This window comes from Streptomyces sp. NPDC050658 (assembly GCF_044457025.1).
Classification (GTDB): Bacteria; Actinomycetota; Actinomycetes; order Streptomycetales; family Streptomycetaceae; genus Streptomyces.
Genome location: NZ_JBITGM010000008.1, coordinates 82,425 through 104,054, shown reverse-complemented (window position 1 = coordinate 104,054; position 21,630 = coordinate 82,425). Strand labels below are relative to the sequence as shown.

Genomic DNA, 21,630 nt, shown 5'->3' with positions numbered 1-21,630 from the left:
GGGTGGGGGGGCGGGGGGGCCGGGGGCGGGGGGGGCCGGGGGGGGGGGGGCGGGGGTGTGGGGGGGGGGGGGTGGGGGGGGGGGGGGGGGGCCCCCGCGCCCCCCCCCCCCCCCCACTTCACCTCGTACCCCCGCATCTCGAACCGCTTCCCGTCGACCTTCGCGTTGATCGTCCGGTCCAGGTGGTTCACGACGAGCACCGTCCTGTCGTCGGCGAGGACGCTCACATTCGGTACGTCGTCGGCGGCGACGGAGACCTTCTCGTACTCGGTGCCGGGCGGGAAGGCGTCGCTGAACCGGGAGAGCATCTTCAGCATCGGCAGCGCCGTGCCGCCGTCCTCGAGCCGCGTCGAGCGCCACAGACAGCCCGCGCAACTGGCGCCCTTGTTCTGCGGGTTCCAGTAGAAGCCGCTGCTCGCGCCGCCGCGGACCATCGCCATCAGGCCGGTGGCCTGCACGGCGACGCGGTGCGCCTCGGACCAGTCGTCGCGGTCGTCGTTGCTGTCGCCCGGCTCCACGTAGTACTCGGCCCACCACAGCGGCAGGTCACCGGTGCGCTTGCGGACCCACTCGCCGACCGCCGTGAGTTTCTGTGTGGCCTTGAACTCGTCGGGGAGCATCTCGTCGTCGGCGGTGTAGCTGGAGCCGTCGACGACCACGAAGTCGGCGCCCGCCTTGTTCTTGTTCCAGTAGTCGAAGGCGTCGAGGACCCGCTGGTCCATGCGGCCCCAGGGGCCCTTGACCGTGTCCGACGCGTCCTCCGTCTGGCGCGGGTCGACGCTGTCCATCACCAGGTAGGGGCCGCCCACCATGATGTCCTTGTTGACCTTCTTGAGCTCCTTGTAGACGAGGTTGTAGAGCTCGGTGTAGCCCTCGTAGTCCCAGCGGGCCTTCTCGTTGTTCCAGAAGCCCTTGAACTCGTTCCAGACGATGAAGTGGCGTACGTCCGGATAGCGCTTGGCGACCGTCGCGGCGAGCCGGGCGAAGTCCTTGTAGTGGGCGCGGTCCGGCGCGGTCTCCAGGGCCGCCTCGCTCCAGTCGGTGTTGTCCGCGCCGGGCTCGCCGCCCTTCATCCAGTCCGGGGCGCAGCACAGGGTCACCACGGGCGTGCCGTCGGTGGCGCGGATGAAGTCCATCCGCCGGTCCATCTCGGAAAAGTCGTAACGGCCCTTGACGGGCTCGGGGTTACTGGCTCCCCAGCCCATGATGTGCTGGATCTGCGGGAGCGGGCGCGGCAGTCCGGCGAGCGTCGACTCGGCGCGCTGCACGGCGGCGTCCTCGCCCTCGTCGGCGCTGTACTGCGTGTGCGTGAAGCCCCAGCCGACGTCCGGCTTGGCGTCGCCGGGCGGGACGGCGGGGGTGCCGTGCACCTTGTCGCCGTCGCGCGTGGTGCCCTTGGTGCCGTCGCCGTCATCGGGGAGCGTGGTGATGACGGTCAGGACCAGGGCCAGTGCGGCCACACCAACGCCGAGCAACGCGGTGAGCCGCCACCGCAGTGCCCCCGAATTCCACCCATGACGTCCCATCAGGGGCAAGAGTAACGGCGCGAGTTGCCGGTAGCACAGATTCCGTACCACAGCTCTGTAACGGGCCCGGCGGGCGACGGCGTACGTCGGCACGGAGTACGTAAACCGGGATGCACAAGGGCGCATGCGTGCCGGATCATGGCGGCATGTCTGCGAACCCACAGGACGCCCTGCCGATCCGGCTCAACGTCGACGACAGCGACTCCCCGTCGGATGTCGTGGACGCCCTCTTTCTCGGCCGCTTCGCCACCGGCGAGCAGCCGTTCTCGCACAGCGCCAACATCGACCGCGTCAAGTCGGGTTCCACGCTGCTTCCGCCGGACGCGAAGGTGCTGCGGGCGGCCCGCGACGACGACCGCAGCGCGACGCTCGCCGAGGGCGAAGGCTGGACGCTGCTGATCTCCCGCTGGAACCGCGGCGCGGACGTCACGGTGACGGCGACGACCGCCGAGCTCGCGGAGAAGGTCCTGGGGCAGGCGACGGACGGCGCGCAGGACGAGCCCGAACCGCAGCCGGACAACGTGACGATGGGCTTCTGGTACGTGTCGCCGCGGCGCGGCCCGCACCGCACCACGCGACAGATCTCCGCCGGTACGTGGGAGGAGGTGCGGGAGAACTACACGGCGCCGGTCGCCGAGGCGATGGACACCCTGATGAAGACCACTCCGGAGGACATCTCGGGCCGGCTCCTGCTGCTGCACGGACCGCCGGGCACGGGCAAGACGTCGGCCCTGCGGACGCTGGCCCGGTCCTGGCGGGACTGGTGCCAGGTGGACTGCGTCCTGGACCCGGAGCGGCTGTTCAGCGACGTCGGCTATCTGATGGACATCGCGATCGGTGAGGACGACGGCACCGCGAAGGGCCGCTGGCGGCTGCTGCTCCTGGAGGACTGCGACGAGCTGATCAGGGGCGAGGCGAAGCACACGGCGGGCCAGGCGCTGTCCCGTCTGCTCAACCTCACGGACGGACTGCTCGGCCAGGGCCGCAACGTCCTCGTCGGTGTCACCACCAACGAGGACCTGGAGCGCCTGCACCCGGCGGTCGTCCGCCCCGGCCGCTGTCTCGCCCGGATCGAGGTGGGCGGGCTCACCCACCCGGAGGCGGTGTCGTGGCTCGGCTCTCCCGAGGGGATCTCCCGTGAGGGCGCGACGCTGGCGGAGCTGTACGCGCTGCGGCGGGGATCGTCGCCGACGTCGGTGCCGGATCCGCGGGACGGGGCGGACTCGGGGCTCTACCTGTAGCCGGGGTGAGCTGCGCGGCGAGCAGGGCTGCGAGGGCGAGGGCGAACCCGGCGGACTGCAGCGGGTTCAGGGACTCGCCGAGCGCGATGCCGACGACGGCCGCGACCAGCGGGGACAGCAGCACCAGCGGTGCGGACGCGCCGACGGGCAGCTTGCCGACGCCGCGGAACCAGAGCGGGAACGAGATGAGCCCGCCCATGCTGCCGAGCCAGAGATAGCCGCCGAGCGCTCCGGCGTCGACGTGCGGCGGCGCGCCCTCGGCCGCGAGGGTCAGCGGCAGCAGCACCAGGCCGCCCACGGTCAGTTGCCAGCCCGCCACGGTCAGCGGGCCCGCGCCGGGCGGACGTCCCCAGCGCTTGGTGAGGACGACGCCGACCGCCATGCCGGCCGTGCCGCCGAGGCCCGCGGCGATCCCGACGAGGTCGAGGCGCGCCGCCGGTCCGAGCACGACGCAGCCGACCCCGACCACACCGAGCACGCCCCAGGCCAGGCGCCGGCCGGTCGGCCGTTCGTGGAGAACCCCGACGGCCAGGCCCGCGACCATCAGCGGCTGGGCGGCGCTGAGGGTGGCGGCGACCCCGCCGGGGAGCCGCTCGGCCGCGACGAACAGCAGGGGGAACAGGGCGCCGATGTTGAGTACGCCGAGGACGGCGGCCTTCCACCACCAGTCCCCGCGCGGCAGGACGCGGGTGACCGCCAGCAGGATCAGCCCGGCGGGCAGGGCGCGCAGCAGCCCGGCGAACAGCGGGTGTCCGGGCGGCAGCAGCTCGGTGGTGACGGCGTAGGTGGTGCCCCAGGAGGCGGGGGCGAGGGCGGTGAGGGCGACGGTCAGGGCTTGCGGTGTGTGCCGCGTGCGGTGCGTGTGCTGCATACGAGGGAGTCTCGGCCGGGCTCCGCGATGAATCCAAAGCATGGTTGCGATGCCAGCCATGAACAAGAACGATGCTGCCGTGGATCTCCAGCAGATGCGGTACGTCGTGGCCGTCGCCGAAACCCAGAACTTCACGCGGGCCGCCGAGCGGTGTGCCGTGGTGCAGTCGTCGCTCAGTCACCGGATCGCCGGGCTCGAACGGGAGCTGGGCGTCCGGCTGTTCGCCCGGTCAAGCCGCCGGGTCGAGCTGACCAGCGCGGGCGAGGCGTTCCTCGTCGGGGCGCGCGAGGCGCTCGCCGCCGCCGAGCGGGCGGCCGTGGACGCGGCGGCCGCGGCCGGGGTGGTGCGCGGGCGGCTCGCGGTGGGGGTGATCGTGACGACGGCGGCGGTGGACGTGCCCGAGCTGCTGCAGCGGTACCGGGCCCGGCATCCGGACGTCCGCGTCGTGCTGCGCGGGGGCCGCAGCGACGACCTGGTGGCGTCGATCCGGGCGGGCGAGCTGGACATCGCCTTTCTCGGCGGGGCGGAGGACGAGCTGCCGTCAGGGGTGGAGACGCTGGTCCTGGATCACGACGAGCATGTGCTGGTGGTGCCGGCGGGGCATCGGCTCGCGGGGGCGCGGCAGGTCACGCTGGAGGAGATCGCCGGGGAGACCTTCGTGGACTTCATGGCCGGGTCACCCGCCCGCGCCCAGCCGGACCGGGCGTTCGCCGCCGCGGGTCTGGTCCGCGATGTCGCCTACGAGGCCCGCGTGGCCATGATGACCCGGCTGATCGCCCGCGGGCTCTGCGTGGCCCTGCTCCCGTCGGCCTTCATCCGCCCCGTGGCAGAAGCGGACCCGGCCCTCGCCCTGGTCCCCGTACTGAACGGCCCCCGCCGCGTCGAGTACTTGTCCTGGAGCAGCTTCAACCCGAGCCCGGCGACGGCCGCGATGCTGGATGTGCTGGGGGTCTAGGCGCCGCTGCGCGGCGATATCTCCCACCCACCCACCCGATCACCCAGCACCACCACCCGCCCGCGACCCGGCCGTTCCCGTCGCGGGCAAGCTACCCGCTCCCGTTGTGGGCAGGCGTTCCGCAGGGCGGAACGGGTGGGCACAACGCCAACGCCGGGTGCCGAAGCAGCGGGTGTGAAGCCCAGGAGCCTTACCCCTACCCCGAGTCCCCATAAGCCGCCCGCAGAGCCTCCCGCGCAGCGGACAGCGCGTCGGCCTCGGAGAGGCCAAGCCTGCGCACCCGCTCGGCAAAGCCCTGCGCCGCCGCAGAAGCCTCCCGCACAGCCGCATCCCCCGCAGCGGCCACAAACGTCCCATGCCGCCCCCGAGTCTCGATCACCCCATCCGCCTCAAGGGCCCGATACGCCTTGGCGACGGTATTGGCGGCCAGCCCCAACTCCTGCGCAAGCCCCCGCACGGTGGGCAACTTGTACCCCACCGGCAGCGACCCGCTCCGCGCCTGCTCGGCGACCTGCGCCCGCACCTGCTCGTACGGCGGCACACCGCCGCCCGCGTCGCCGCCACTCTCGATCTCGATCTTCAAAGTCACGCGGCGATTGTCCCGCACCGGCGGAAAATGAGAGGCACCCCGGCGCGCGCCACGCGTAGCGTGCGGCCCCATGACCGTCCCCACCGTCCTGGTACGCGCCCTGCGCCCCCATCACACTCCGGACGCCGCGGCCTTCGCGGCGGTCCGCCGCGTCTGCGTCCCGGCGATGCTCGCCACCGCCGACTCGGTCGCCTTCGACCTGGCGCACGCCCATCCGGACTCCCACTACCGCCAGTTGGTCGCCGAGTCCGACGGCGAGATCATCGGCACGGCGCAGGTCGGCATCGCGTACGACAGCCCCGAGCCGGGCCAGGGCTACGCGAATGTGTACGTCCATCCCGACCGGCGGGGCCTCGGCGCGGGTTCGCTGATCCTGCGGACGGCACAGGAGCATCTGGCGGGCGAGGGCGCCACGACCGTCTTCTCCTGGGTCCTAGACGAGCCCGCGAACCTCGACTTCGCCGCCAAGCGGGGCTATCGCGCGAGCCGGTCCGCCCACTTCCTCCGCCTCGACCTGGCGGGCGGCAAGCTGCCGCCGCGTCAGGAGACCCCGGAGGGCGTGGAGTTGCGTACGGGAGCGGACTTCGGGGACGACCCGCGGGAGCTGTTCGCGCTGGACGCGGAGACCGTGGCGGACGAACCGAGCGACGTGGCCGCGGAGTTCACCGACTACGGGCACTGGCTCGCCGAGACCTGGAACCACCCCCTGGTCGACCGCGAGCTGACGACCGTGGCCGTGGTGGACGGCCGCCCGGCCGCGTTCAGCCTGGCCCGCACGGACGGCGCGGGGCGCTATGCGAGCGGCATGACCGGCACGGCGCGCGCGTTCCGCGGCCGGGGTCTGGCGAAGCTCGCCAAGAACGACTCCCTGCACCGGGCGCGCGCCGCGGGCTGCACGGAGGCGTTCACGGGCAACGACGCCGGCAACGAGCCGATGCTCGCGATCAACAAGTGGTTCGGATACGAGATCTGTGCGACGGAGGTGCGGCATGTCCGCGAGCTCGGCTGAGGGCGGCGGCCCGGACACCATAGAGGTGACCCTGGTGAAGGCGGGCCGGGTCAAGATCCGCTACCCGGCGGAGGTGGTGGCGGACGACGGCGTGCGGGTGACGGTCCGCGCGCCCTGGGCGGCCGACGGCGTACGGGACTTCGGCTTCGTACGCTTCGAGCCGGGTGATGTCTTCACCGAGCACTACTGGCGTGACCGCTGGTACGCGGTGAAGGAGGTCCGTACGGGGAGCGGGGAGCTGAAGGGCTGGTACTGCGATGTGACGCGGCCCGCGGTGCGGGACGGGGCGGCGCTGACGGTCGAGGACCTGGACCTCGACCTGTGGTGCTCGGCGGACGGCGGGACGGTCGTACGCCTGGACGAGGACGAGTTCGCGGAGAGCGGGCTCGCCGAGAGCGACCCGGAGGCGGCGGCAGCGGCGGTCTGGGCGCTGGACGTACTGGAGAAGCTGGCGCGCGAGGGCGGGTTGCCGGTCCTGCCGCCCGCCGGTCAGGGCGCCTCGCGCTGACGCCGGTAGTGGCGGGCGACCCTGGCCCGGTTGCCGCAGGAGGGTTTGCACCACTCCTGCCTGCCGTGCCGTTTGACGAAGTAGCGCACGCACCGGGGCGCGGCGCAGGCGCGCAGCCGCTCGCGCTCCGGTCCCGTCAGGAAGTCGATGGCGGCGCGGGCGAGTGCGGCGGTGAGCCGTGAGCGGGCGTCGCGCCCGGCGGCGGGCAGCAGTTGCGCCTCGGGGGGCGCCTCGTCGTGCCAGGCCAGTCGCGGCACGACGGGCTCCTCGGCGGCGCCGGCGTTGAGCCGGGCCACGGCCTGATCCACGGTGATCAGGCCGTGCGCGTCGGCGGAGCTGGCGGGAGCGGGATACACGGCCTGGGCGAACAGGGCCCGCACGGCCTGCCGCAGGCCGACCACTTCCTCCCGGAGCCCCTCGTCGACGACGAGCGTGCCCTCGTCGACTCCGTCGGGCAGCAGCTCCTCCTGCTCCCGGAGCCAACGCCGCGCCCCCGGCACGGACTCCAGATCATCGGCGACACCACCGTCCCCGTCGTGCCGGATCGTGCTCGCCAGCTCCAAGGCCAGGTAGCGCCCCACGAGTTCCCTTCCCGAACCACTTGATCACGTACGCCCTCACACCTTACATTCCCTAACGCATAAGAAGCCGCCAACCATTAGGGAGGGGATCGGGCGATGACGATCCTGCTGGCCCAGATCAGCGATCTGCACCTGGACGGCAGCGAGCGGTCCACGGAACGCGCCGCTCGCGTCATGGACTACCTCGGGGAGCTTCCGCAGCCGGTGGACGCGCTCCTGGTCACCGGCGACATCGCCGACCACGGCACCCCCGCCGAGTACGAGGAGGCCGCCGAGCTCCTGAAGGCCCCGTTCCCCGTACTGACGTGCCCCGGCAACCACGACGTACGGACCGCGTACCGCGAGGCCCTCCTCGGCGAGGAGCCGGCCGAGGGGCCGATCAACCGCGTACACCGGGTCGGCCGCGCGGCGATCCTCATGTGCGACTCCACGATCCCCGGCAGGGACGAGGGTCGCCTGGCCCCCGAGACGTACGACTGGATCACCGGGACCCTGGACGCCCTGCCGCCGAAGACCCCGGCCCTGCTCGCCTTCCACCAGCCCCCGGTGGCACTCCACCACCCGCTTCCGGACGCCCACCGCCTGGAGCACCCGGAGCAGCTGGCGGCGCTCATGGCGAAGCACCCCCAGGTCACGGCAGTGATCACGGGCCACGCCCACACGGCGGCCACCTCGACCTTCGCCGATCGCCCCCTGATCGTCGGGCCGGCGGTGACCTGGACGCTCCGCCTCCCCTGGGAGGGCCCGTCCCCCGCGGACCGCACGCAGCCCCCCGCCCTGGCGTTCCACGTCCTGGACAACACCAACCGCCTGACGACCCACTACCGCGTGGTGCTCTGACCGCTTCTCCTGGGCGACAGGTCGGTCGATCGCCTTCCCCCGAGCGTGACATCCGCCACTGACAATCCCCCTCCGATGAGAAACCCTCCCGGCAGAGGTCTACAGCCGTACCGCCTTGGACATCGGTAGGTACAGGGAGGCAGCCATGCGCCGTGTGACCGTGCACAAGACCGTCGGTAAGCCCACCACCCGACAGATCCGCGAGAAGTACGAGGCCGAGGACCGGCCCCGTGAACGCCCCGAAGTCCGCAAGGACATCCAGCGGACCTGGTGGCCGGACGGATGAGACCCGCCCGGTAGGGCCGGACGGGCCCGGAGCGTCAGACGCCCTTGCGGTAGTGGTAGCGGTCGTAGGGGCCGTCCACCCTGCGCTCCACCATCTCGTATCCGTAGCGCGGGTAGATCTTCTGGTTCTCCCACATCATCGCGTTCGTGTAGAGGCGGATCTCGGGGAGACCGAGGGCACGCGCGCGTGCGTCCGCGAACGCCAGGAGCCGGCGGCCCACGCCCTGGCCCGCCGCGTCGGGGTGGACCGCGATGCTGTCCAGGAAGAGATGGTCCTCGTGCGGGACGAGGACCAGGACGCCCACGACCGGGTCCCCGGTGACGAACACCCGCCCCGCCGCCACCTCCGCCGCGTGATCCGCCTCCATGGGGGCGGGCACCACACCGATGCGCTCGATGTAGTGGTGGTACGCGGCGTCCGTCACCGTCTTCACGGCGGGGACGTCGGTGGTGGTGGCGGGGCGGATGTCGTCTGTCATGCGTCTACGTCTACGTCACGGGCACGCCCCCGCACCACTGCCTTCTTGAGCAGCGGCCACAGCACGATCAGCGCGATGATCACGTACACGGTCACCGAGAAGGGCGTGTTCACGAGCCCGCTCACGCTGCCGTCGCTGATCTGCAGCGCACGCCGCAGCTGTTGCTCGGCGTTCGGGCCGAGGATGACGCCGATCACGGCGGGCAGCACCGGCAGTCCGTAGCGCCGCATCCCGAAGCCGATCAGGCCGATGACCAGGAGGATCACCAGGTCGAGGGATTCGCCGCCGACCGCGTACGCGCCCACCGCCGCGAAGAACAGGATGCCCGCGTAGAGGTACGGCCTCGGGATGCGGAGCAGCTTCGCCCAGACCGGGGCCAGCGGGAGGTTCAGGGCCAGCAGCAGGACCATGCCCACGAACAGGGACGCGATCAGGCCCCAGACCAGGTCCGGCTCGCGTTCGAAGAGCAGCGGGCCAGGCTGGATTCCGTACTGCTGGAAGGCGGCCAGCATCACGGCCGCCACCGCCGTCGTCGGCAGGCCCAGCGTCAGCATGGAGACCAGGGTGCCCGCCGCCGACGCCGACGACGCCGACTCGGGGCCCGCGACCCCCTCGATCGCGCCCTTGCCCCACTCCTCCTTGTGCTTGGACAGGCGCTTCTCGGTGACATAGGAGAGGAAGGTGGGAATCTCGGCGCCGCCCGCGGGGATCGCGCCGAACGGGAAGCCGATGAGCGGGCCGCGCAGCCAGGACTTCCAGGTGCGCTTCACGTCCGACTTGCCGAGCCACGGGCGGCCCACCGGGATCGCCTCGCCGCTGGTGCGGCGCAGATGGGCCGCGACCCACAGCGCCTCGCCGATCGCGAAGAGCCCCACCGCGACGATCACCACGTCGATGCCGTCGGCGAGTTGCAGCGAGCCGAAGGTCAGCCGCTGCTGCCCGGTCATCTGGTCGAGGCCGACCAGACCGATGGTGAGACCGATCAGGAGGGAGGCCAGGCCCCGGATGCGGGACGAGCCGAGGACCGACGTCACCGCGATGAACGCGAGGACCATGATGGCGAAGTAGTCGGGCGCCCCGATGTCGACCGCGAGGTCGGCGACCGTGGGGGCGAGGGCGACCAGGAGGATCGTGCCGATCATGCCGCCCGCGAAGTGGCCGATGGCCGCGGCGGCGAGCGCCTGCGCGCCCCGCCCCGCCTTGGCCATCGGGTTGCCTTCCATGGCCGCCACGACCGCGGCGCTCTCGCCGGGCGTGTTCAGGAGGATGGACGTGGTCGAGCCGCCGAACATCGCCCCGTAGTAGATGCCGGCGAACATGATGAACGCGCCGGTCGGCTCCAGGCCGTACGTCACGGGAAGCAGCAGCGCCACCGCCATCGCGGGGCCGATGCCGGGCAGCACGCCGATCGCGGTGCCCAGGAGCACGCCGACGGCCGCCCAGAGCATGTTCATGGGGGTGAGGGCCGTACCGAAGCCGTCCATCAGGGAGTTGAGGGCGTTCATGTCAGAGCACTCCCATCAGCGGGCCGCCGGGCAGCGGGACTCCGAGCAGGTTGTTGAAGACGACGTACGTGACAAGGGAGAGCCCCGCCGCGATCAGCGGATCGCGGTCCAGGTGGCGGCTGCCCAGCGCGTACGCGGCGCCCCAGAAGAGCAGCGCTCCCGCGACGGGGAAGCCGAGCGGCTCGATGAGGACGGCGGCGCCGAGGAAGACTCCGGCGAGCAACAGCACGGTGCGCCAGTCCGCGGGTTCGGACAGGTCGATGTCCTCGCCGCCCTCGGCCTCGCCGCGGCCGCCGCGCAGCACGTCCACCGCGAGGGCGACGGCGATCACCAGGAGTCCGATGCCCACGACGATCGGTACGGTCTTGGGGCCGATGGGGCCGCGCTGGGCGATGTCGACGTCCATGGTGAGCGCGTCGGTGAGGACGAGCACGCCGAGGGCCAACAGCATGACGCACACGCCGAGTTCGGAGTGCTCGCGCAGCCAGGAGCGGCGGGCGTTTCCGCGCTCCTCCGGCGGAGTTTCGGTGGTCGTCGTCATCACAGTCCCAGCTCCTTCAGGACGGACACCACGCGCTTGTCCTGGGCGTCCAGGAAGTCGCCGAACTTGTCGCCGGTGAGGAAGGCGTCGTCCCAGCCGTTGGTCTTGAGGGACTTCTGCCACTCCGGGGAGTCGTGGAGCTCGCGGATCAGCCCGGTGAGTTTCTTGCGCTCGGCTTCGGAGAGTCCCGGCGGGGCGACGATGCCGCGCCAGTTGGTGAAGTCCACGTCGTAGCCGGACTCCTTGAGGGTGGGTCCGTCCAGGCCGTCGACGCGCTCCGGCCCGGTCACCGCCAGCAGCCGCAGCTCGCCCGACTTGATCTGGTCCAGGTACTCGCCGACGCCCGAGACGCCGAAGGCGACCTTCTTGCCGAGGATCGAGGCGAGGAGTTCGCCGCCGCCGTCGAAGGGAACGTAGTTGACCTTCTTCGGGGCGATCCCGGCGGCCCGCGCCATCAGCATCGGGGCGAGGTGGTCGGGGCCGCCGGGCGAAGAGCCGCCGCCGACGGGGAGTTTGCCCGGGTTCTTCTTCCAGGCGGTGATCAGCTGCCTGATGTCCTTGTATGGCGAGTCCTTGGCGACCACGACGACGTCCGGCTCTTCGGTGAGGCGGGCGATGGGGGTGGTGTCGGCGAGGGTCTTGGGCGAGTCGTTGGAGCGCGCGGCACCCACGACTCCAAGCCCCATGGACATGGCGAGCTTGCCGTTGCCGTGCTCGCCGACGAGGCGGGTCAGGCCCACGGTGCCGCCCGCGCCGGGCAGGTTGAACACCTCGATGTTGTGGGTGAGTCCGGCGTCCTCGGCGTTCTTCGCCGCGGTGCGGGCGGTGATGTCGTAGCCGCCGCCCGGCGTATTGGGGACCATGAAGCGCAGTCCGGGGATCTGGGTGCCGGTCTCGGCGCCGCTGCCGGTCGTGAGCAGCGGCGGCCCCGCGAGCACGAGCAGCGCGGCCCCGAGCAGGGCGAGGGGTGTGCGCAGACGCACGTGTGCCACCACCTGTCGGTACGTCGAATGCGGATAAAGGCGCGATAAGCCTGTGAGGTGGCCCACATGTTGCCCGCACGTTAAGAAGCTGTCTCTCTTCCGGAATCAACGGACGTTGTGGTCGTTGTGGTCGCGCCCATAGCCTGCGGCGATGACAAGGGTGCTGGTCGTGGACGACGACTTCATGGTCGCCAAGCTGCACAGCCGTTATGTGTCCGCGGTGGACGGATTCTCGGTGGTGGGGGTGGCGCACAGCGGCGCGGAGGCGCTGGCGGCCGCCGAGCGGCTGCGCCCCGATCTCGTACTCCTTGATGTGTATCTGCCCGACATGGACGGCATCGCGGTACTCCGGGAGCTGCGGGCCGTGGAGGAGCGGGACCGGGCGCGACAGCCGGTGGACGCGCTGTTCATCACGGCGGCGCGGGACGCGGGGATCGTGCGGGCGGCGCTGCGGGCGGGAGCGCTGCACTACCTCATCAAACCGTTCAACCAGGCGGCGCTGAGCGAGCAGTTGCGGCATGTGGCGGCGCTGCGGGCCCGCCTCGACGGTCTGGACGAGGCGCGCCAGGAGGACGTCGACCAGATCTTCGGGACGCGCCCGCCCGGCTCGCGGGAGCTGCCGAAGGGCCTCGCCGCGCACACCGCCGACCTGGTCGAGCAGACCCTGCGCCGGCATCCGGACGGCCTCTCCGCCTCGGAGTGCGCGCAGGAGGGCGCACTCTCGCGGGTCAGCGCCCGCCGCTATCTGGAGTTCTTCGCGGACACGGGGCGGGTCGAGGTGACGCTGCGGTACGGGGGGACGGGGCGGCCGGAGCGAAGGTATCGGTGGGTGCGGTGAGGGCAAAACGGGCGTGACCTGAGCGGAGCCTGAGGGCTTCCTTAACCGCACCATAAAGATCGCCTTCACCCGCCCTCAGCAGGCGAATCCGGGGATTTCAGCGGCTAGCTTTCTGCTCGCCGGGCCGGTCACGAACCGTCGGCGCCGCACGTGACTCGGGGGGCGGCACCGGCCGTTCGCGACCGTCTCGTGTCCCCCACCCCCCAGATCCGCCGCTGAGGAGAACCACCCATGACCGCACGTCGCAAGGTCGCCGCCGTCGCCGCCGCGGGCATCGCCCCGCTCGCGCTGACCGCCCTCTCGGTCACGCCCGCCGCCGCGCACGGCTCGATGACGGACCCGGTCAGCCGGGTCTCCGCCTGCTTCCAGGAGGGCCCTGAGTCCCCGAAGTCGGCCGCCTGCAAGGCCGCCGTCGCCGCCAGCGGCACGCAGGCCTTCTACGACTGGAACGGCGTGAACATCGCCAACGCCGCGGGCAAGTCGAAGGAGATCATCCCCGACGGCAAGCTGTGCAGCGCCGGCAACGACAAGTACAAGGGCCTCGACCTGCCGCGCGCCGACTGGCCGTCCAGCAAGCTCGCCGCCGGAAACCACACGTTCCGCTACAAGGGCACCGCCCCGCACAAGGGCTCCTTCGAGCTGTACGTCACGAAGGACTCGTACGACCCGACCAAGCCCCTGAAGTGGTCGGACCTGGAGGAGAAGCCCTTCGTCAAGGTCACCGACCCGAAGATGGAGAACGGCGACTACGTCTTCGACGGCAAGGTCCCCGCCAAGTCGGGCCGCCACTTGATCTACTCGATCTGGCAGCGCTCGGACTCCCCCGAGGCCTTCTACACCTGCTCGGACGTCGTCTTCGGCAAGGACAGCGGCGCCACCGCCCCGGCCCCGACCGCCTCCGCGCCCTCCGAGAAGGACATCGCGGCCGGTGCCGAGAAGTCCACCGTCGAGCACCAGGGCCACGGTGACGACGATGCCAAGACGGGCGCCGAGGCCACCGAGGCCGCGCCCGCCGACGACACCGCCGCCAACGAGCCCGAGGTGAACGGCGCCGCCGAGAAGCCCGCGGCCGCCGCGAACGAGAACCTCGCCGAGACCGGCGGCGACAGCAACACCCCGTACATCGCGATCGGCGGCGCCGCCGCCCTCGCCGTCGGCGCCGCGGCCATGTTCGCCACGGCCCGCCGCCGGACGGCACGACACGGCCGCTGAGCCGCTGAGCCGCCGGGTCACCCGGTCCGCAGAGCCGCCGCCGAGCCCAGTCGGCGGCGGCTCTGTGCGTCACGAGAAGCAGTTCGTCGGCGTCGCGTGCGCCGGATCCAGCGCGTTGGCGACCTCGTGGTGGGCGACCCGGTCCAGGATCCCGATCGCGACATGCTCGGAGACGTCGACGGGGCACAGGTCCTGGACGGTCACATTGCGTACGTTCGGACCGTCGAGGAACTGTGTCCGGTACGGGGTGACCACCTGGTCGTACCTGGTGGCGATGACGGTGTAGCGCACCCCGGGCACGGTGTCGCCGCCCGCGTTGAGCCTGGTCAGGAACGGCGATCCGGCGATCTGGTCGGCGAGGCTCGGCGTCTTGGTGGTGAGCAGGTCCTCGATGCCGGGGAAGTAGGGCAGCAGCTTGGTCAGGCCGAGCAGGGTGGTGCCGTGGTTGTCGGGCGCGAGGCCGATCAGGGCGTTCACCTTCTGGGCGCCGCCGAGGAACTTCAGGTAGTGGCGGGGCATCATGCCGCCCTGCGAGTGGCCGACGAGGTCCGCCTTCGGGGCGCCCGTCGCGGCGAGCACCTTGTCGACGAAGGCGTCGAGCTGCTCGGCCGACTTGTCGATCGGGCCGAGCCCGTTGAAGAACGGCACGCCGGGCAGCTGGCCGTAGTCCAGGGAGAAGACGCAGTAGCCGCGCTTCACCAAGTAGGGCGCCAGGACGACCCAGTTGTCGATGGAGTTGCCGAAGGTGCCGTGCACGAGGACGACCGGGCGGGGGTGGGCGGCGGACGGCTCGCAGTCGTAGTCGTTCCAGCCGCTCGACGAGGTCGAGTTCGAGGTCGAGTTCGCGGACGCGGATGCGGCGGAGGCCGGGGTGAGGGTGAGCGCGCCCGTCATGAGCAGGGCGGCGGCAAGCGCTCTGAGCGCTCTTCTCCAGGGCAGCATCGGGTGATCTCCTTGCGGCTCAAGGGAGTTGCTCAAGGAAGTGACGATGAGTGAGCCCTGTGATCCGGATCACGAGGATGCCGTGCACACGCCAAATTACGGGCGAGTAGTAAAAGTGTGAAGTTACGCGTCAGTAAAAACTTCCAGCGATCACTGGCAGAGTCGTCGCCCCGGCCGCCGCGACCCCTCACCTTCGAGGCGGCGCAACCAGCCCCAACTCGTACGCGATGATGACCAACTGCACCCGATCCCGGGCCCCCAGCTTCGTGAACAGCCGCGCCACATGCGCCTTCACCGTCGCCACGGTGATGTACAGCTCCCCCGCGATCTCGGAGTTGGACAGCCCCCGCCCCACCAGGGTCAGCACCTCGCGCTCCCGCTCCGTGACCCCCTCGACCGACCGCCGCTCCCGCGCCGCGGACTCAGGCTCCGGCCGCGCCGCGAACTCCGCGATCAACCGCCGCGTGACCCCCGGCGCGATCAGTCCGTCGCCCGCCGCCACCACCCGGATCGCCGCGAGGATGTCGTCGAGGGCCATGTCCTTGACGAGGAACCCGCTCGCGCCCGCGCGCAGCGCCCCGTACACGTAATCGTCGTCGTCGAAGGTGGTCAGGACGAGGACGCGGGTCGCCTCGGCCGCTTCGCTCTCCGTGATCAGCCGGGTCGCCTCGATGCCGTCCATGCCGGGCATGCGGATGTCCATCACCACGACGTCCGGGCTCAGTTCGGCGGCGAGACGGACGGCCTCCGCGCCGTCTCCCGCCTCGCCCACGACGTCGAGTCCGGGGCTGTCTGCCATCAGCACGCGCAGCCCCGCGCGGACGAGAGGCTGGTCGTCGGCGAGGACGACACGCACCACGGGCTCCGTCACCGCTCCCCCTCCGGCACCGGCACCGGCACCGGCAGCACCGCCGCCACCCGGAAGCCGCCCTCGGGGCGCGGCCCCGCGGTGAACCGCCCGTGCAGCAGGGCGACGCGCTCGCGCATGCCGACCAGGCCGAGCCCGGTCCCGGCGGACAGACCGCCCCGCCCGTCGTCCTCGACCTCTACGGACAGCTCCGCCGCCGCCAGTTCGACCCGTACGCGGCAGCTGTCCGTGCCCGCGTGCCGGATGACGTTGGTCAGCGCCTCCTGGAGGATGCGGAACGCGGCCAGGTCGATGTCGGCGGGCAGCGGCCTCCGCTCGCCCGTCCACCGCACCGCCACCCGGACCCCGGCGTCCAGCGCGGACGCGACAAGGCGGTCGAGGTCGGCGAGTCCGGGCGCCGGCTCACGGGGCGTCAAGTCAGCGGCGCCGGCCGCCCCTTCGGCCGCCGTCTCCGGCTTGCGCAGCGCGACCAGCGTCCGGCGCAGGCTCGCGAGCGTCTCCCTGCTGGTCGCCTCGATCGTGGTGAGTGCGCCCCGCGCCTCGGCGGGCTGGGTGTCGATGACCCGGCTGCCGACGCCCGCCTGGATGGCGATGACGCCGATGCTGTGCGCGATCATGTCGTGCAACTCGCGGGCGATGCGCAGCCGTTCGGCGGTGATGGCGCGGGCCGTCGCCTGGCTCCGCAGCGCCTCGGCGTGCGCACGGCGCTCGCGGGCCGAACTGCCCACCATCCAGGCGGCGATCAGCGCGACCGCGATGAACCCGACGGTCTCGACGTCGTCGCCCGCCCACCCGGAGGACTGGCAGCCGTTCGCCGGATACCCGCCGGGGAAACACTCCTCGTCGGGCGGGAAGGCGAAGAGGCCGACCACCTGCGTCGTGAACGTCATCAGGGCGGCGGGGACGGAGACGCGGCGCGAGCGGGCGGCGGCGAGATAGCCGACGGCGCAGACCCCGGCCAGCGTCTGCAGATAGCTGACCTCGGTCTTGCGCATCTCCATCGTCGCCGCCACCCCGGCGAGCAGCAGGAGGGCCAGCGCGGGCAGCGGCCTGCGCCGGAGCAGCGAGGCGACGACGGCGGTGAGCGCGATCGTCGCGAGGACCATCAGGAGGTCGAAGCCCTGCTGCCCGTGGTCGAAGGTGATGTAGGTGACGGCGGGGTAGACGACGGCCCCGCTCCACTCCAGACCCGTGCGTACGGCCGGCCACACGCGCCGGGGCGCGGAGCTGTCCCGGCCTGCCTCCGGCGGCGCCTGACCTGCCTTGATGTCCATGCGCCGATCGTATGTGCCCGTCCGGCACAGGGGTATTGGCCCGCGGTCGTACGCCCACGGGCTACCGTTCCCGTTACGCCGCCAGCGTCCCCGGCACGATCGCGCCGGGTCCGAACTTGGCCCGTGCCCGGTCGGCGACCTCCTCGATGCGGCGCGCCCGGTCGTCCGCCGGGTCGAACATCAGCTGATGGGCGGCCTGTTCGGCGGGGCCGAGCCCTTCGGCGCGCAGCGAGATGCCGCGCACCCTGGCCCGCTGCAGGCCGAGCGACTCGTACATCCGGTAGGCGGTCGCGGTCAGCGCGCCGGAGTGGGCGGTCGGCTCGGGCAGCGTACGGGTGCGGGTGATCGTCGAGTAGCCGGTGCGGTCCGCGTACCGCACGGTGAGGGTCAGGGAGCGGCAGACCTGGCCGTCGCCGCGCATCCTGACGCCCAGCTCCTCGGTGATCGAGAGCAGCGCGCGCCGGTGCCGGTCGGGGTCCAACTCGTCGATGGTGAAGGGCCGTTCGGCGGCGAGCGAGCGGGAGGCGGCGTTCGGCACGACCCGTGTGCGGTCGACGCCGTGCGCCTTCTCGTGCAGTTCGCGGCCCGCGCGGGCGCCGATCAGCCGCTGCAGCGTGGACAGCGGCGCCGCGGCGGCCTTGCCGACGGAGTCGAGTCCGTACGAGCAGAGGGTGCGGGCGGTGGCGCGGCCGACTCCCGGCAGTTCGGCGACCGGCTTCGGGCCGAGGAACTCCGTGACGGCGTCCGGGTCCTGACCCACGACGCGGGGCAGCCCGGGCACGGCCTCCCGTACCGCCATGCGCGCAAGCATCGGTCCAGGACCGGCGCCGATCACGCAGTCGAACCCGTACCGGGCGAGCGCCCGCACCCGGATGACCGCGGCGAGCTCGACGGCGTCCCGGCCGAAGTAGCGCACGGCTCCCGTCACGTCGACGAGGGCGCCGTCGGGCGGCAGCGCCTCGACGACCGGGCTGAACTCGCCGACCAGCGCGATCAGCCGGGGCAGCATCGCCTCGTACATGGGCGGCAGCAGAAAACGTATGCAGAGAGTACTCATCCCGCGCTCCCCGGACTCTGGTGCCACAACTTCCGTCCTGTGGCCGCCCGTTCACCGGGCGGCCGGAGGTCGGCCCAGGGGTGCATCTCGTACCCCGTGGACATCTTGATGCGCCGGTCGGTGCCGCTGCCGGACCGCTCCGCCGACCGCTCGGCCGACTGCTCGGCAGGCTGCTCGGTCAGTCGCTCCGCCACCGCGTCGAGGCCTCCTTCCGCGCGCAGTTCCACCAGTTCCGCCAGGTTCCAGGCCGCCGCGCCGACCACGCTGAGGCTGCGCGGTCCGCGGCGCTGCACCACACCGCGCACAAGGAGCAGCCAGGAGTGGAAGACGGTGTGCGCGCACCGTTCGTGGGCGTCGTCGAAGAAGGCCAGGTCGACCAGGCCGGTGCCGTCGTCCAGGGTCGTGAAGATGACGCGTTTGCCGGAGCGGATCGGCGGGGTCTGGGTGGCCGCCTTCGCGCCCGCGACCAGCACGGTCGCGCCGTGTTCGGCCTCCCGGAGCCGACGGGCCGTCAGCACGCCGAGCTCCCGGAGGAATTCGGCGTGGTCGCCCATGAGATGGCGCGAGGAGTCCATGCCGAGGACGCCGAGCTCGGCGCTGAGGCGCTCCGCGTCGTCCAGGTCGGGGAGTCCGGCGGGTGCCGTCCGCCGCCCGCCCGACAGCGGCAGCTGAGCCCCGGCGGAACCGCGCGAGCCCCGCCGCAGCTCCGCCAGGTGCAGCTGCAGGTCGCGGCGGTTGGCGCCGAACGCGTCGAGCGCCCCGACCTGCGCGAGCCGCTGCGCGACCGGCTTCGAGGGCCTGGCCCGCTCCCAGAAGTCCAGGAGCGAGGCATAGGGCTGGGCGTCGGCGATCCGGGCGGCCTCGGCCTCGCTGATGCCGTGGACGTCACAGAGCGCGAGCCGCAGCCCCCAAGCCTCCCGGGACCCAGAGTTATCAGACACCAGTTCGATACGGTGAGCGACCGCCGACCGGTTCACGTCCAGCGGCAGGATCGGCACCCCGCGCCGCCGCGCGTCCGCGAGCAGCAGCCGCTTCGGGTACATCCCGGGGTCGTGCGTGAGCAACCCGGCGTAGAACGCGGCCGGGTGATGGGCCTTCAGCCACGCCGACTGGTACGTCGGCACGGCGAAGGCCACCGCGTGCGCCTTGCAGAAGCCGTACGAACCGAAGGCCTCGACGATCTCCCACGTCCGCCCGATCGTCTCGGCGTCGTACCCCTTCGCCGCCGCCTGCTGGGCGAACCAGAACCGGATCCGCCCCTGCGAGTCGGGGTCGGAGAGCCCGCGCCGCACCCGGTCCGCCTCGTCGCGGCCGCAGCCGGTCATGATGTCGACGATCTCGATGATCTGCTCGTGGAAGACGACGACTCCGTACGTCTCCTCCAGCGGGCCCTTGAGGTCCGGGTGCGGGTAGCGGACGGGCGCGCGGCCGTGCCGGGCCTCGATGAAGGGCCGCACCATGTCGGCGGCGACCGGTCCGGGCCGGAAGAGCGAGATGTCGACGACGAGGTCGTGGAAGGTGGCGGGCTGAAGCCGCCCGACCAGGTCCCGCTGGCCGGGCGACTCGATCTGGAAGCAGCCCAACGTCTCGGCGGACCTGATGAGTTGGTACGTCGCCGGATCACCCGGCGGCACCGCGTCCACGTCCACCCGCTCGCCCGTGGCCCGTTCGACTTCCGCCACCGCGTGCGCCATCGCCGACTGCATCCGCACGCCGAGCACGTCCAGTTTGAGCAGGCCGAGGTCCTCGACGTCCTCCTTGTCGAACTGGGACATGGGGAATCCCTCGCCGCTGGTCGGCATGACCGGCGTACGCGAGAGGAGCGAGGCGTCGGAGAGCAGTACCCCGCACGGGTGCATGGCGATGCCGCGGGGCAGCGCGTCGAGCGCCTCGACCAGCTCCCACATGCGCTTGCGATCGCCCAACTCCTCGGCGATCTGCCGCAGTTCGGGCAGCTCCTCCATCGCGGAGCGGGCGTCGCGGGCGCGGATGTGCGGGAAGGCCTTGGCGACCTTGTCGATCTCGGCCGGGTCCATGGAGAGGGCAGCGCCCACGTCGCGTACGGCGTGCCGGACCCGGTAGGTCTCGGGCATGGCGACGGTGGCGACCCGTTCGGTGCCGAAGCGGCCGATGATCGCGCGGTAGACCTCCAGACGGCGGGCCGACTCCACGTCGATGTCGATGTCCGGCAGGACGGACCGCCGCGTGGACAGGAACCGCTCCATGAGCAGCCCGTGCTCGACGGGGTCGGCGTGCGCGATGCCGATGAGATGGTTGACCAGCGACCCCGCGCCGGAGCCGCGCGCCGCGACCCGGATCCCCAAGTCTCGTACGTCGTCGACGACTTGGGCCACGGTGAGGAAGTAGGAGGCGAAGCCGTGGTAGGCGATGATGTCCAGCTCGTGGTGCATCCGCTCCCAGTAGACGCGCCGGTCGCGCCGGGAGTCGTACCCCCGCAGCACCATTCCGGCCGCCGCCCGCGAGGCGAGGACCCGCTGCGCGGTGCGGCGGCCCGCGCCGACGAGACGCGGTTCGGGGAAGCGCACGGAGCCGATGCCGATGTCGTCCTCGGGGTCGACGAGGCACTCGGCGGCGGTCGCCCGGGTCTGCTCGAGCAGCCGGTGGGCGGTGTCGCGGCGGAAGCCCGCGGACTCGACGACGCGCTCGGCGACGTGCAGCATGTCGCCCGCGCCCTTCAACCACCGCTGCCCGCCGTCGAGTTCCTTGCTCGGGTCGACGGGGACGAGGCGGCGGGCCGCGTCAAGCACGTCGGCGACCGGGCCCATGCCGGCGTCGGCGTAGCGGACGGCGTTGCTCAGGACGGGGCGCACACCCTGCTCGGCGGCGAAGCCGACGGTGCGGGCGGCCAGGCGCAGCGAGCCGGGCCCGGTGCCCTCGCGGCCGTACCAGACGGACTCCAGGCGCAGCGCGTCGCCGTAGCGCTCGCGCCAGGGGGCGAGCAGCCGGGCGGCCCGGTCGGGGCGCCCCGCGGCGAGCGCGCGCCCCACGTCGGAGTCGGGCCCGAGCAGCACGGTCAGGCCCTCGCCGTGGTTCTCCTCCCACGGCAGGACGGGCTGCCCGCCGCCCCGGTGCGCGGCGCTGACCAGCCGGCACAGCGCGGCCCAGCCCGGGGCGCCGTCCCGTGCGAGGTACGTCACCCGCGGGGTCGACTCATCGACAAAGGCTCCTCCGCGCACGGGGGCCCGCCGCCGCTCGCCCCGCGCCGGCACCGGCTCCCCCGCCGCGAGCTCGGCCCCGAACAGCGGCCGCACCCCCGCCTTCGCGCAGGCCTTGGCGAACCGGACGGCTCCCGCGAGGGTGTCCCGGTCGGTGAGCGCGAGGGCGTCCATCCCCCGCTCGGCGGCGCGCTCGGCCAGCCGCTCCGGATGCGAGGCCCCGTACCGCAGGGAGAATCCGGAGACGGTGCGCAGATGCGTGAACCCTGGCACACGCACCTCCTGAAACCCTGAACCGATCCGACCTCACATCCCCCGCCTCCACCATAGACCAAGTTTCGAACGCATGT

Annotated in this window: 20 protein-coding genes and 1 pseudogene; 8 read left to right on the top strand and 13 right to left on the bottom strand. The window is 72.1% G+C overall.

The window, feature by feature from the left end; translation table 11 throughout:
* Window positions 1-1,526 (bottom strand): hypothetical protein (locus ACIBKX_RS26520; RefSeq protein WP_399376192.1); only part of this gene is annotated, 1,526 nt, incomplete at its 3' end.
* Window positions 1,527-1,672: 146 nt separating this feature from the next.
* Here ACIBKX_RS26520 and ACIBKX_RS26515 point away from each other — a divergent pair.
* A complete protein-coding gene (locus tag ACIBKX_RS26515) occupies window positions 1,673-2,767 on the top strand; it encodes a DUF5925 domain-containing protein (protein ID WP_363275020.1) in 1,095 nt (364 codons plus the stop codon).
* A 1-nt stretch (window position 2,768) separates the two neighbouring features.
* Here the strand turns inward: ACIBKX_RS26515 and ACIBKX_RS26510 are convergent.
* Window positions 2,769-3,638 (bottom strand): annotated as a pseudogene (locus ACIBKX_RS26510) (EamA family transporter); the annotation flags it as partial.
* Between the two features lie 79 nt (window positions 3,639-3,717).
* On the opposite strand from ACIBKX_RS26510, the gene ACIBKX_RS26505 reads away from it, so the two are divergent.
* On the top strand, window positions 3,718-4,593 hold the full coding sequence (locus tag ACIBKX_RS26505; RefSeq protein WP_363275050.1) for a LysR family transcriptional regulator: 876 nt from the start codon (window positions 3,718-3,720) through the stop codon (window positions 4,591-4,593).
* A gap of 196 nt (window positions 4,594-4,789) precedes the next feature.
* On the opposite strand, the gene ACIBKX_RS26500 is transcribed toward ACIBKX_RS26505, so the two are convergent.
* Entirely contained in the window at window positions 4,790-5,182 is a 393-nt protein-coding gene (locus ACIBKX_RS26500) for a GntR family transcriptional regulator (RefSeq protein WP_363275021.1), read from the bottom strand.
* 70 nt (window positions 5,183-5,252) lie between these two features.
* Here ACIBKX_RS26500 and ACIBKX_RS26495 point away from each other — a divergent pair, with 70 nt between their 5' ends.
* Window positions 5,253-6,191: a GNAT family N-acetyltransferase gene (locus ACIBKX_RS26495; RefSeq protein ID WP_363275022.1), complete on the top strand. Its 939-nt coding sequence runs from the start codon at window positions 5,253-5,255 to the stop codon at window positions 6,189-6,191.
* Entirely contained in the window at window positions 6,172-6,699 is a 528-nt protein-coding gene (locus tag ACIBKX_RS26490; RefSeq protein ID WP_363275023.1) for a DUF402 domain-containing protein, read from the top strand. The genes ACIBKX_RS26495 and ACIBKX_RS26490 overlap by 20 nt, the downstream gene beginning before the upstream one ends.
* On the opposite strand, the gene ACIBKX_RS26485 is transcribed toward ACIBKX_RS26490, so the two are convergent.
* Window positions 6,681-7,280, bottom strand: a complete 600-nt coding sequence (locus tag ACIBKX_RS26485) for an ABATE domain-containing protein (RefSeq protein ID WP_363275024.1) — start codon at window positions 7,278-7,280, stop codon at window positions 6,681-6,683. The genes ACIBKX_RS26490 and ACIBKX_RS26485 overlap by 19 nt on opposite strands.
* Window positions 7,281-7,376: 96 nt before the next feature.
* Between ACIBKX_RS26485 and ACIBKX_RS26480 the strand changes: the two genes are divergently transcribed.
* Both ACIBKX_RS26480 and ACIBKX_RS26475 read left to right on the top strand, forming a co-directional pair.
* The gene (locus tag ACIBKX_RS26480; protein ID WP_363275025.1) at window positions 7,377-8,120 is read left to right on the top strand and encodes a metallophosphoesterase; all 744 of its coding nucleotides are present in this window, start codon (window positions 7,377-7,379) and stop codon (window positions 8,118-8,120) included.
* Window positions 8,121-8,265: 145 nt separating this feature from the next.
* Window positions 8,266-8,406: a hypothetical protein gene (locus tag ACIBKX_RS26475; RefSeq protein WP_363275027.1), complete on the top strand. Its 141-nt coding sequence runs from the start codon at window positions 8,266-8,268 to the stop codon at window positions 8,404-8,406.
* A 34-nt stretch (window positions 8,407-8,440) separates the two neighbouring features.
* Here the strand turns inward: ACIBKX_RS26475 and ACIBKX_RS26470 are convergent, their stop codons facing one another.
* Genes ACIBKX_RS26470 through ACIBKX_RS26455 form a run of 4 tightly spaced genes read right to left on the bottom strand, consistent with a single transcriptional unit; the run spans window position 8,441 to window position 11,913 of the window.
* On the bottom strand, window positions 8,441-8,884 hold the full coding sequence (locus ACIBKX_RS26470) for a GNAT family N-acetyltransferase (protein WP_363275028.1): 444 nt from the start codon (window positions 8,882-8,884) through the stop codon (window positions 8,441-8,443).
* Complete coding sequence (locus tag ACIBKX_RS26465; protein ID WP_363275029.1) at window positions 8,881-10,389, bottom strand: tripartite tricarboxylate transporter permease; 1,509 nt, start codon at window positions 10,387-10,389, stop codon at window positions 8,881-8,883. Before ACIBKX_RS26465 ends, ACIBKX_RS26470 begins: the two co-directional genes overlap by 4 nt.
* 1 nt (window position 10,390) lies before the next feature.
* Window positions 10,391-10,930 (bottom strand): tripartite tricarboxylate transporter TctB family protein, encoded by a 540-nt coding sequence (locus ACIBKX_RS26460; RefSeq protein ID WP_363275030.1) that lies wholly within the window; start codon window positions 10,928-10,930, stop codon window positions 10,391-10,393.
* Window positions 10,930-11,913, bottom strand: a complete 984-nt coding sequence (locus tag ACIBKX_RS26455; protein ID WP_363275051.1) for a tripartite tricarboxylate transporter substrate binding protein — start codon at window positions 11,911-11,913, stop codon at window positions 10,930-10,932. Before ACIBKX_RS26455 ends, ACIBKX_RS26460 begins: the two co-directional genes overlap by 1 nt.
* A 151-nt stretch (window positions 11,914-12,064) precedes the next feature.
* Between ACIBKX_RS26455 and ACIBKX_RS26450 the strand changes: the two genes are divergently transcribed.
* Window positions 12,065-12,751 carry a response regulator gene (locus ACIBKX_RS26450; RefSeq protein WP_363275032.1) on the top strand — a complete coding sequence of 229 codons (687 nt, stop codon included), beginning with the start codon at window positions 12,065-12,067 and terminating at the stop codon, window positions 12,749-12,751.
* 231 nt (window positions 12,752-12,982) lie between these two features.
* Entirely contained in the window at window positions 12,983-13,963 is a 981-nt protein-coding gene (locus ACIBKX_RS26445) for a lytic polysaccharide monooxygenase (protein ID WP_363275033.1), read from the top strand.
* Window positions 13,964-14,032: 69 nt separating this feature from the next.
* On the opposite strand, the gene ACIBKX_RS26440 is transcribed toward ACIBKX_RS26445, so the two are convergent.
* The 5 genes from ACIBKX_RS26440 to ACIBKX_RS26420 all read right to left on the bottom strand — a co-directional run bounded on the left by ACIBKX_RS26440 (window position 14,033) and on the right by ACIBKX_RS26420 (window position 21,553).
* Window positions 14,033-14,905, bottom strand: a complete 873-nt coding sequence (locus ACIBKX_RS26440) for an alpha/beta fold hydrolase (protein WP_363275052.1) — start codon at window positions 14,903-14,905, stop codon at window positions 14,033-14,035.
* 187 nt (window positions 14,906-15,092) lie between these two features.
* On the bottom strand, window positions 15,093-15,776 hold the full coding sequence (locus ACIBKX_RS26435; RefSeq protein WP_363275034.1) for a response regulator transcription factor: 684 nt from the start codon (window positions 15,774-15,776) through the stop codon (window positions 15,093-15,095).
* Window positions 15,773-17,047, bottom strand: coding sequence for a histidine kinase (locus tag ACIBKX_RS26430; protein ID WP_363275036.1), 1,275 nt, complete (start codon window positions 17,045-17,047; stop codon window positions 15,773-15,775). The genes ACIBKX_RS26435 and ACIBKX_RS26430 overlap by 4 nt, the downstream gene beginning before the upstream one ends.
* A 73-nt stretch (window positions 17,048-17,120) precedes the next feature.
* On the bottom strand, window positions 17,121-18,104 hold the full coding sequence (locus tag ACIBKX_RS26425; protein WP_363275037.1) for a DNA polymerase thumb domain-containing protein: 984 nt from the start codon (window positions 18,102-18,104) through the stop codon (window positions 17,121-17,123).
* Window positions 18,101-21,553, bottom strand: coding sequence for a DNA polymerase III subunit alpha (locus ACIBKX_RS26420; RefSeq protein ID WP_363275038.1), 3,453 nt, complete (start codon window positions 21,551-21,553; stop codon window positions 18,101-18,103). The genes ACIBKX_RS26425 and ACIBKX_RS26420 overlap by 4 nt, the downstream gene beginning before the upstream one ends.
* Between the last annotated feature and the right edge of the window lie 77 nt (window positions 21,554-21,630).

Excerpts from the sequence above, each read along its gene's own strand:
- ACIBKX_RS26465 (WP_363275029.1), bottom strand. The coding sequence starts at position 10,389 with ATGAACGCCCTCAACTCCCTGATGGACGGCTTCGGTACGGCCCTCACC.
- ACIBKX_RS26515 (WP_363275020.1), top strand. The coding sequence starts at position 1,673 with ATGTCTGCGAACCCACAGGACGCCCTGCCGATCCGGCTCAACGTCGAC.
- ACIBKX_RS26495 (WP_363275022.1), top strand. The coding sequence starts at position 5,253 with ATGACCGTCCCCACCGTCCTGGTACGCGCCCTGCGCCCCCATCACACT.
- ACIBKX_RS26450 (WP_363275032.1), top strand. The coding sequence starts at position 12,065 with ATGACAAGGGTGCTGGTCGTGGACGACGACTTCATGGTCGCCAAGCTG.
- ACIBKX_RS26480 (WP_363275025.1), top strand. The coding sequence starts at position 7,377 with ATGACGATCCTGCTGGCCCAGATCAGCGATCTGCACCTGGACGGCAGC.
- ACIBKX_RS26470 (WP_363275028.1), bottom strand. The coding sequence starts at position 8,884 with ATGACAGACGACATCCGCCCCGCCACCACCACCGACGTCCCCGCCGTG.
- ACIBKX_RS26490 (WP_363275023.1), top strand. The coding sequence starts at position 6,172 with ATGTCCGCGAGCTCGGCTGAGGGCGGCGGCCCGGACACCATAGAGGTG.
- ACIBKX_RS26445 (WP_363275033.1), top strand. The coding sequence starts at position 12,983 with ATGACCGCACGTCGCAAGGTCGCCGCCGTCGCCGCCGCGGGCATCGCC.
- ACIBKX_RS26475 (WP_363275027.1), top strand. The coding sequence starts at position 8,266 with ATGCGCCGTGTGACCGTGCACAAGACCGTCGGTAAGCCCACCACCCGA.
- ACIBKX_RS26440 (WP_363275052.1), bottom strand. The coding sequence starts at position 14,905 with ATGCTGCCCTGGAGAAGAGCGCTCAGAGCGCTTGCCGCCGCCCTGCTC.
- ACIBKX_RS26425 (WP_363275037.1), bottom strand. The coding sequence starts at position 18,104 with ATGAGTACTCTCTGCATACGTTTTCTGCTGCCGCCCATGTACGAGGCG.
- ACIBKX_RS26460 (WP_363275030.1), bottom strand. The coding sequence starts at position 10,930 with ATGACGACGACCACCGAAACTCCGCCGGAGGAGCGCGGAAACGCCCGC.
- ACIBKX_RS26430 (WP_363275036.1), bottom strand. The coding sequence starts at position 17,047 with ATGGACATCAAGGCAGGTCAGGCGCCGCCGGAGGCAGGCCGGGACAGC.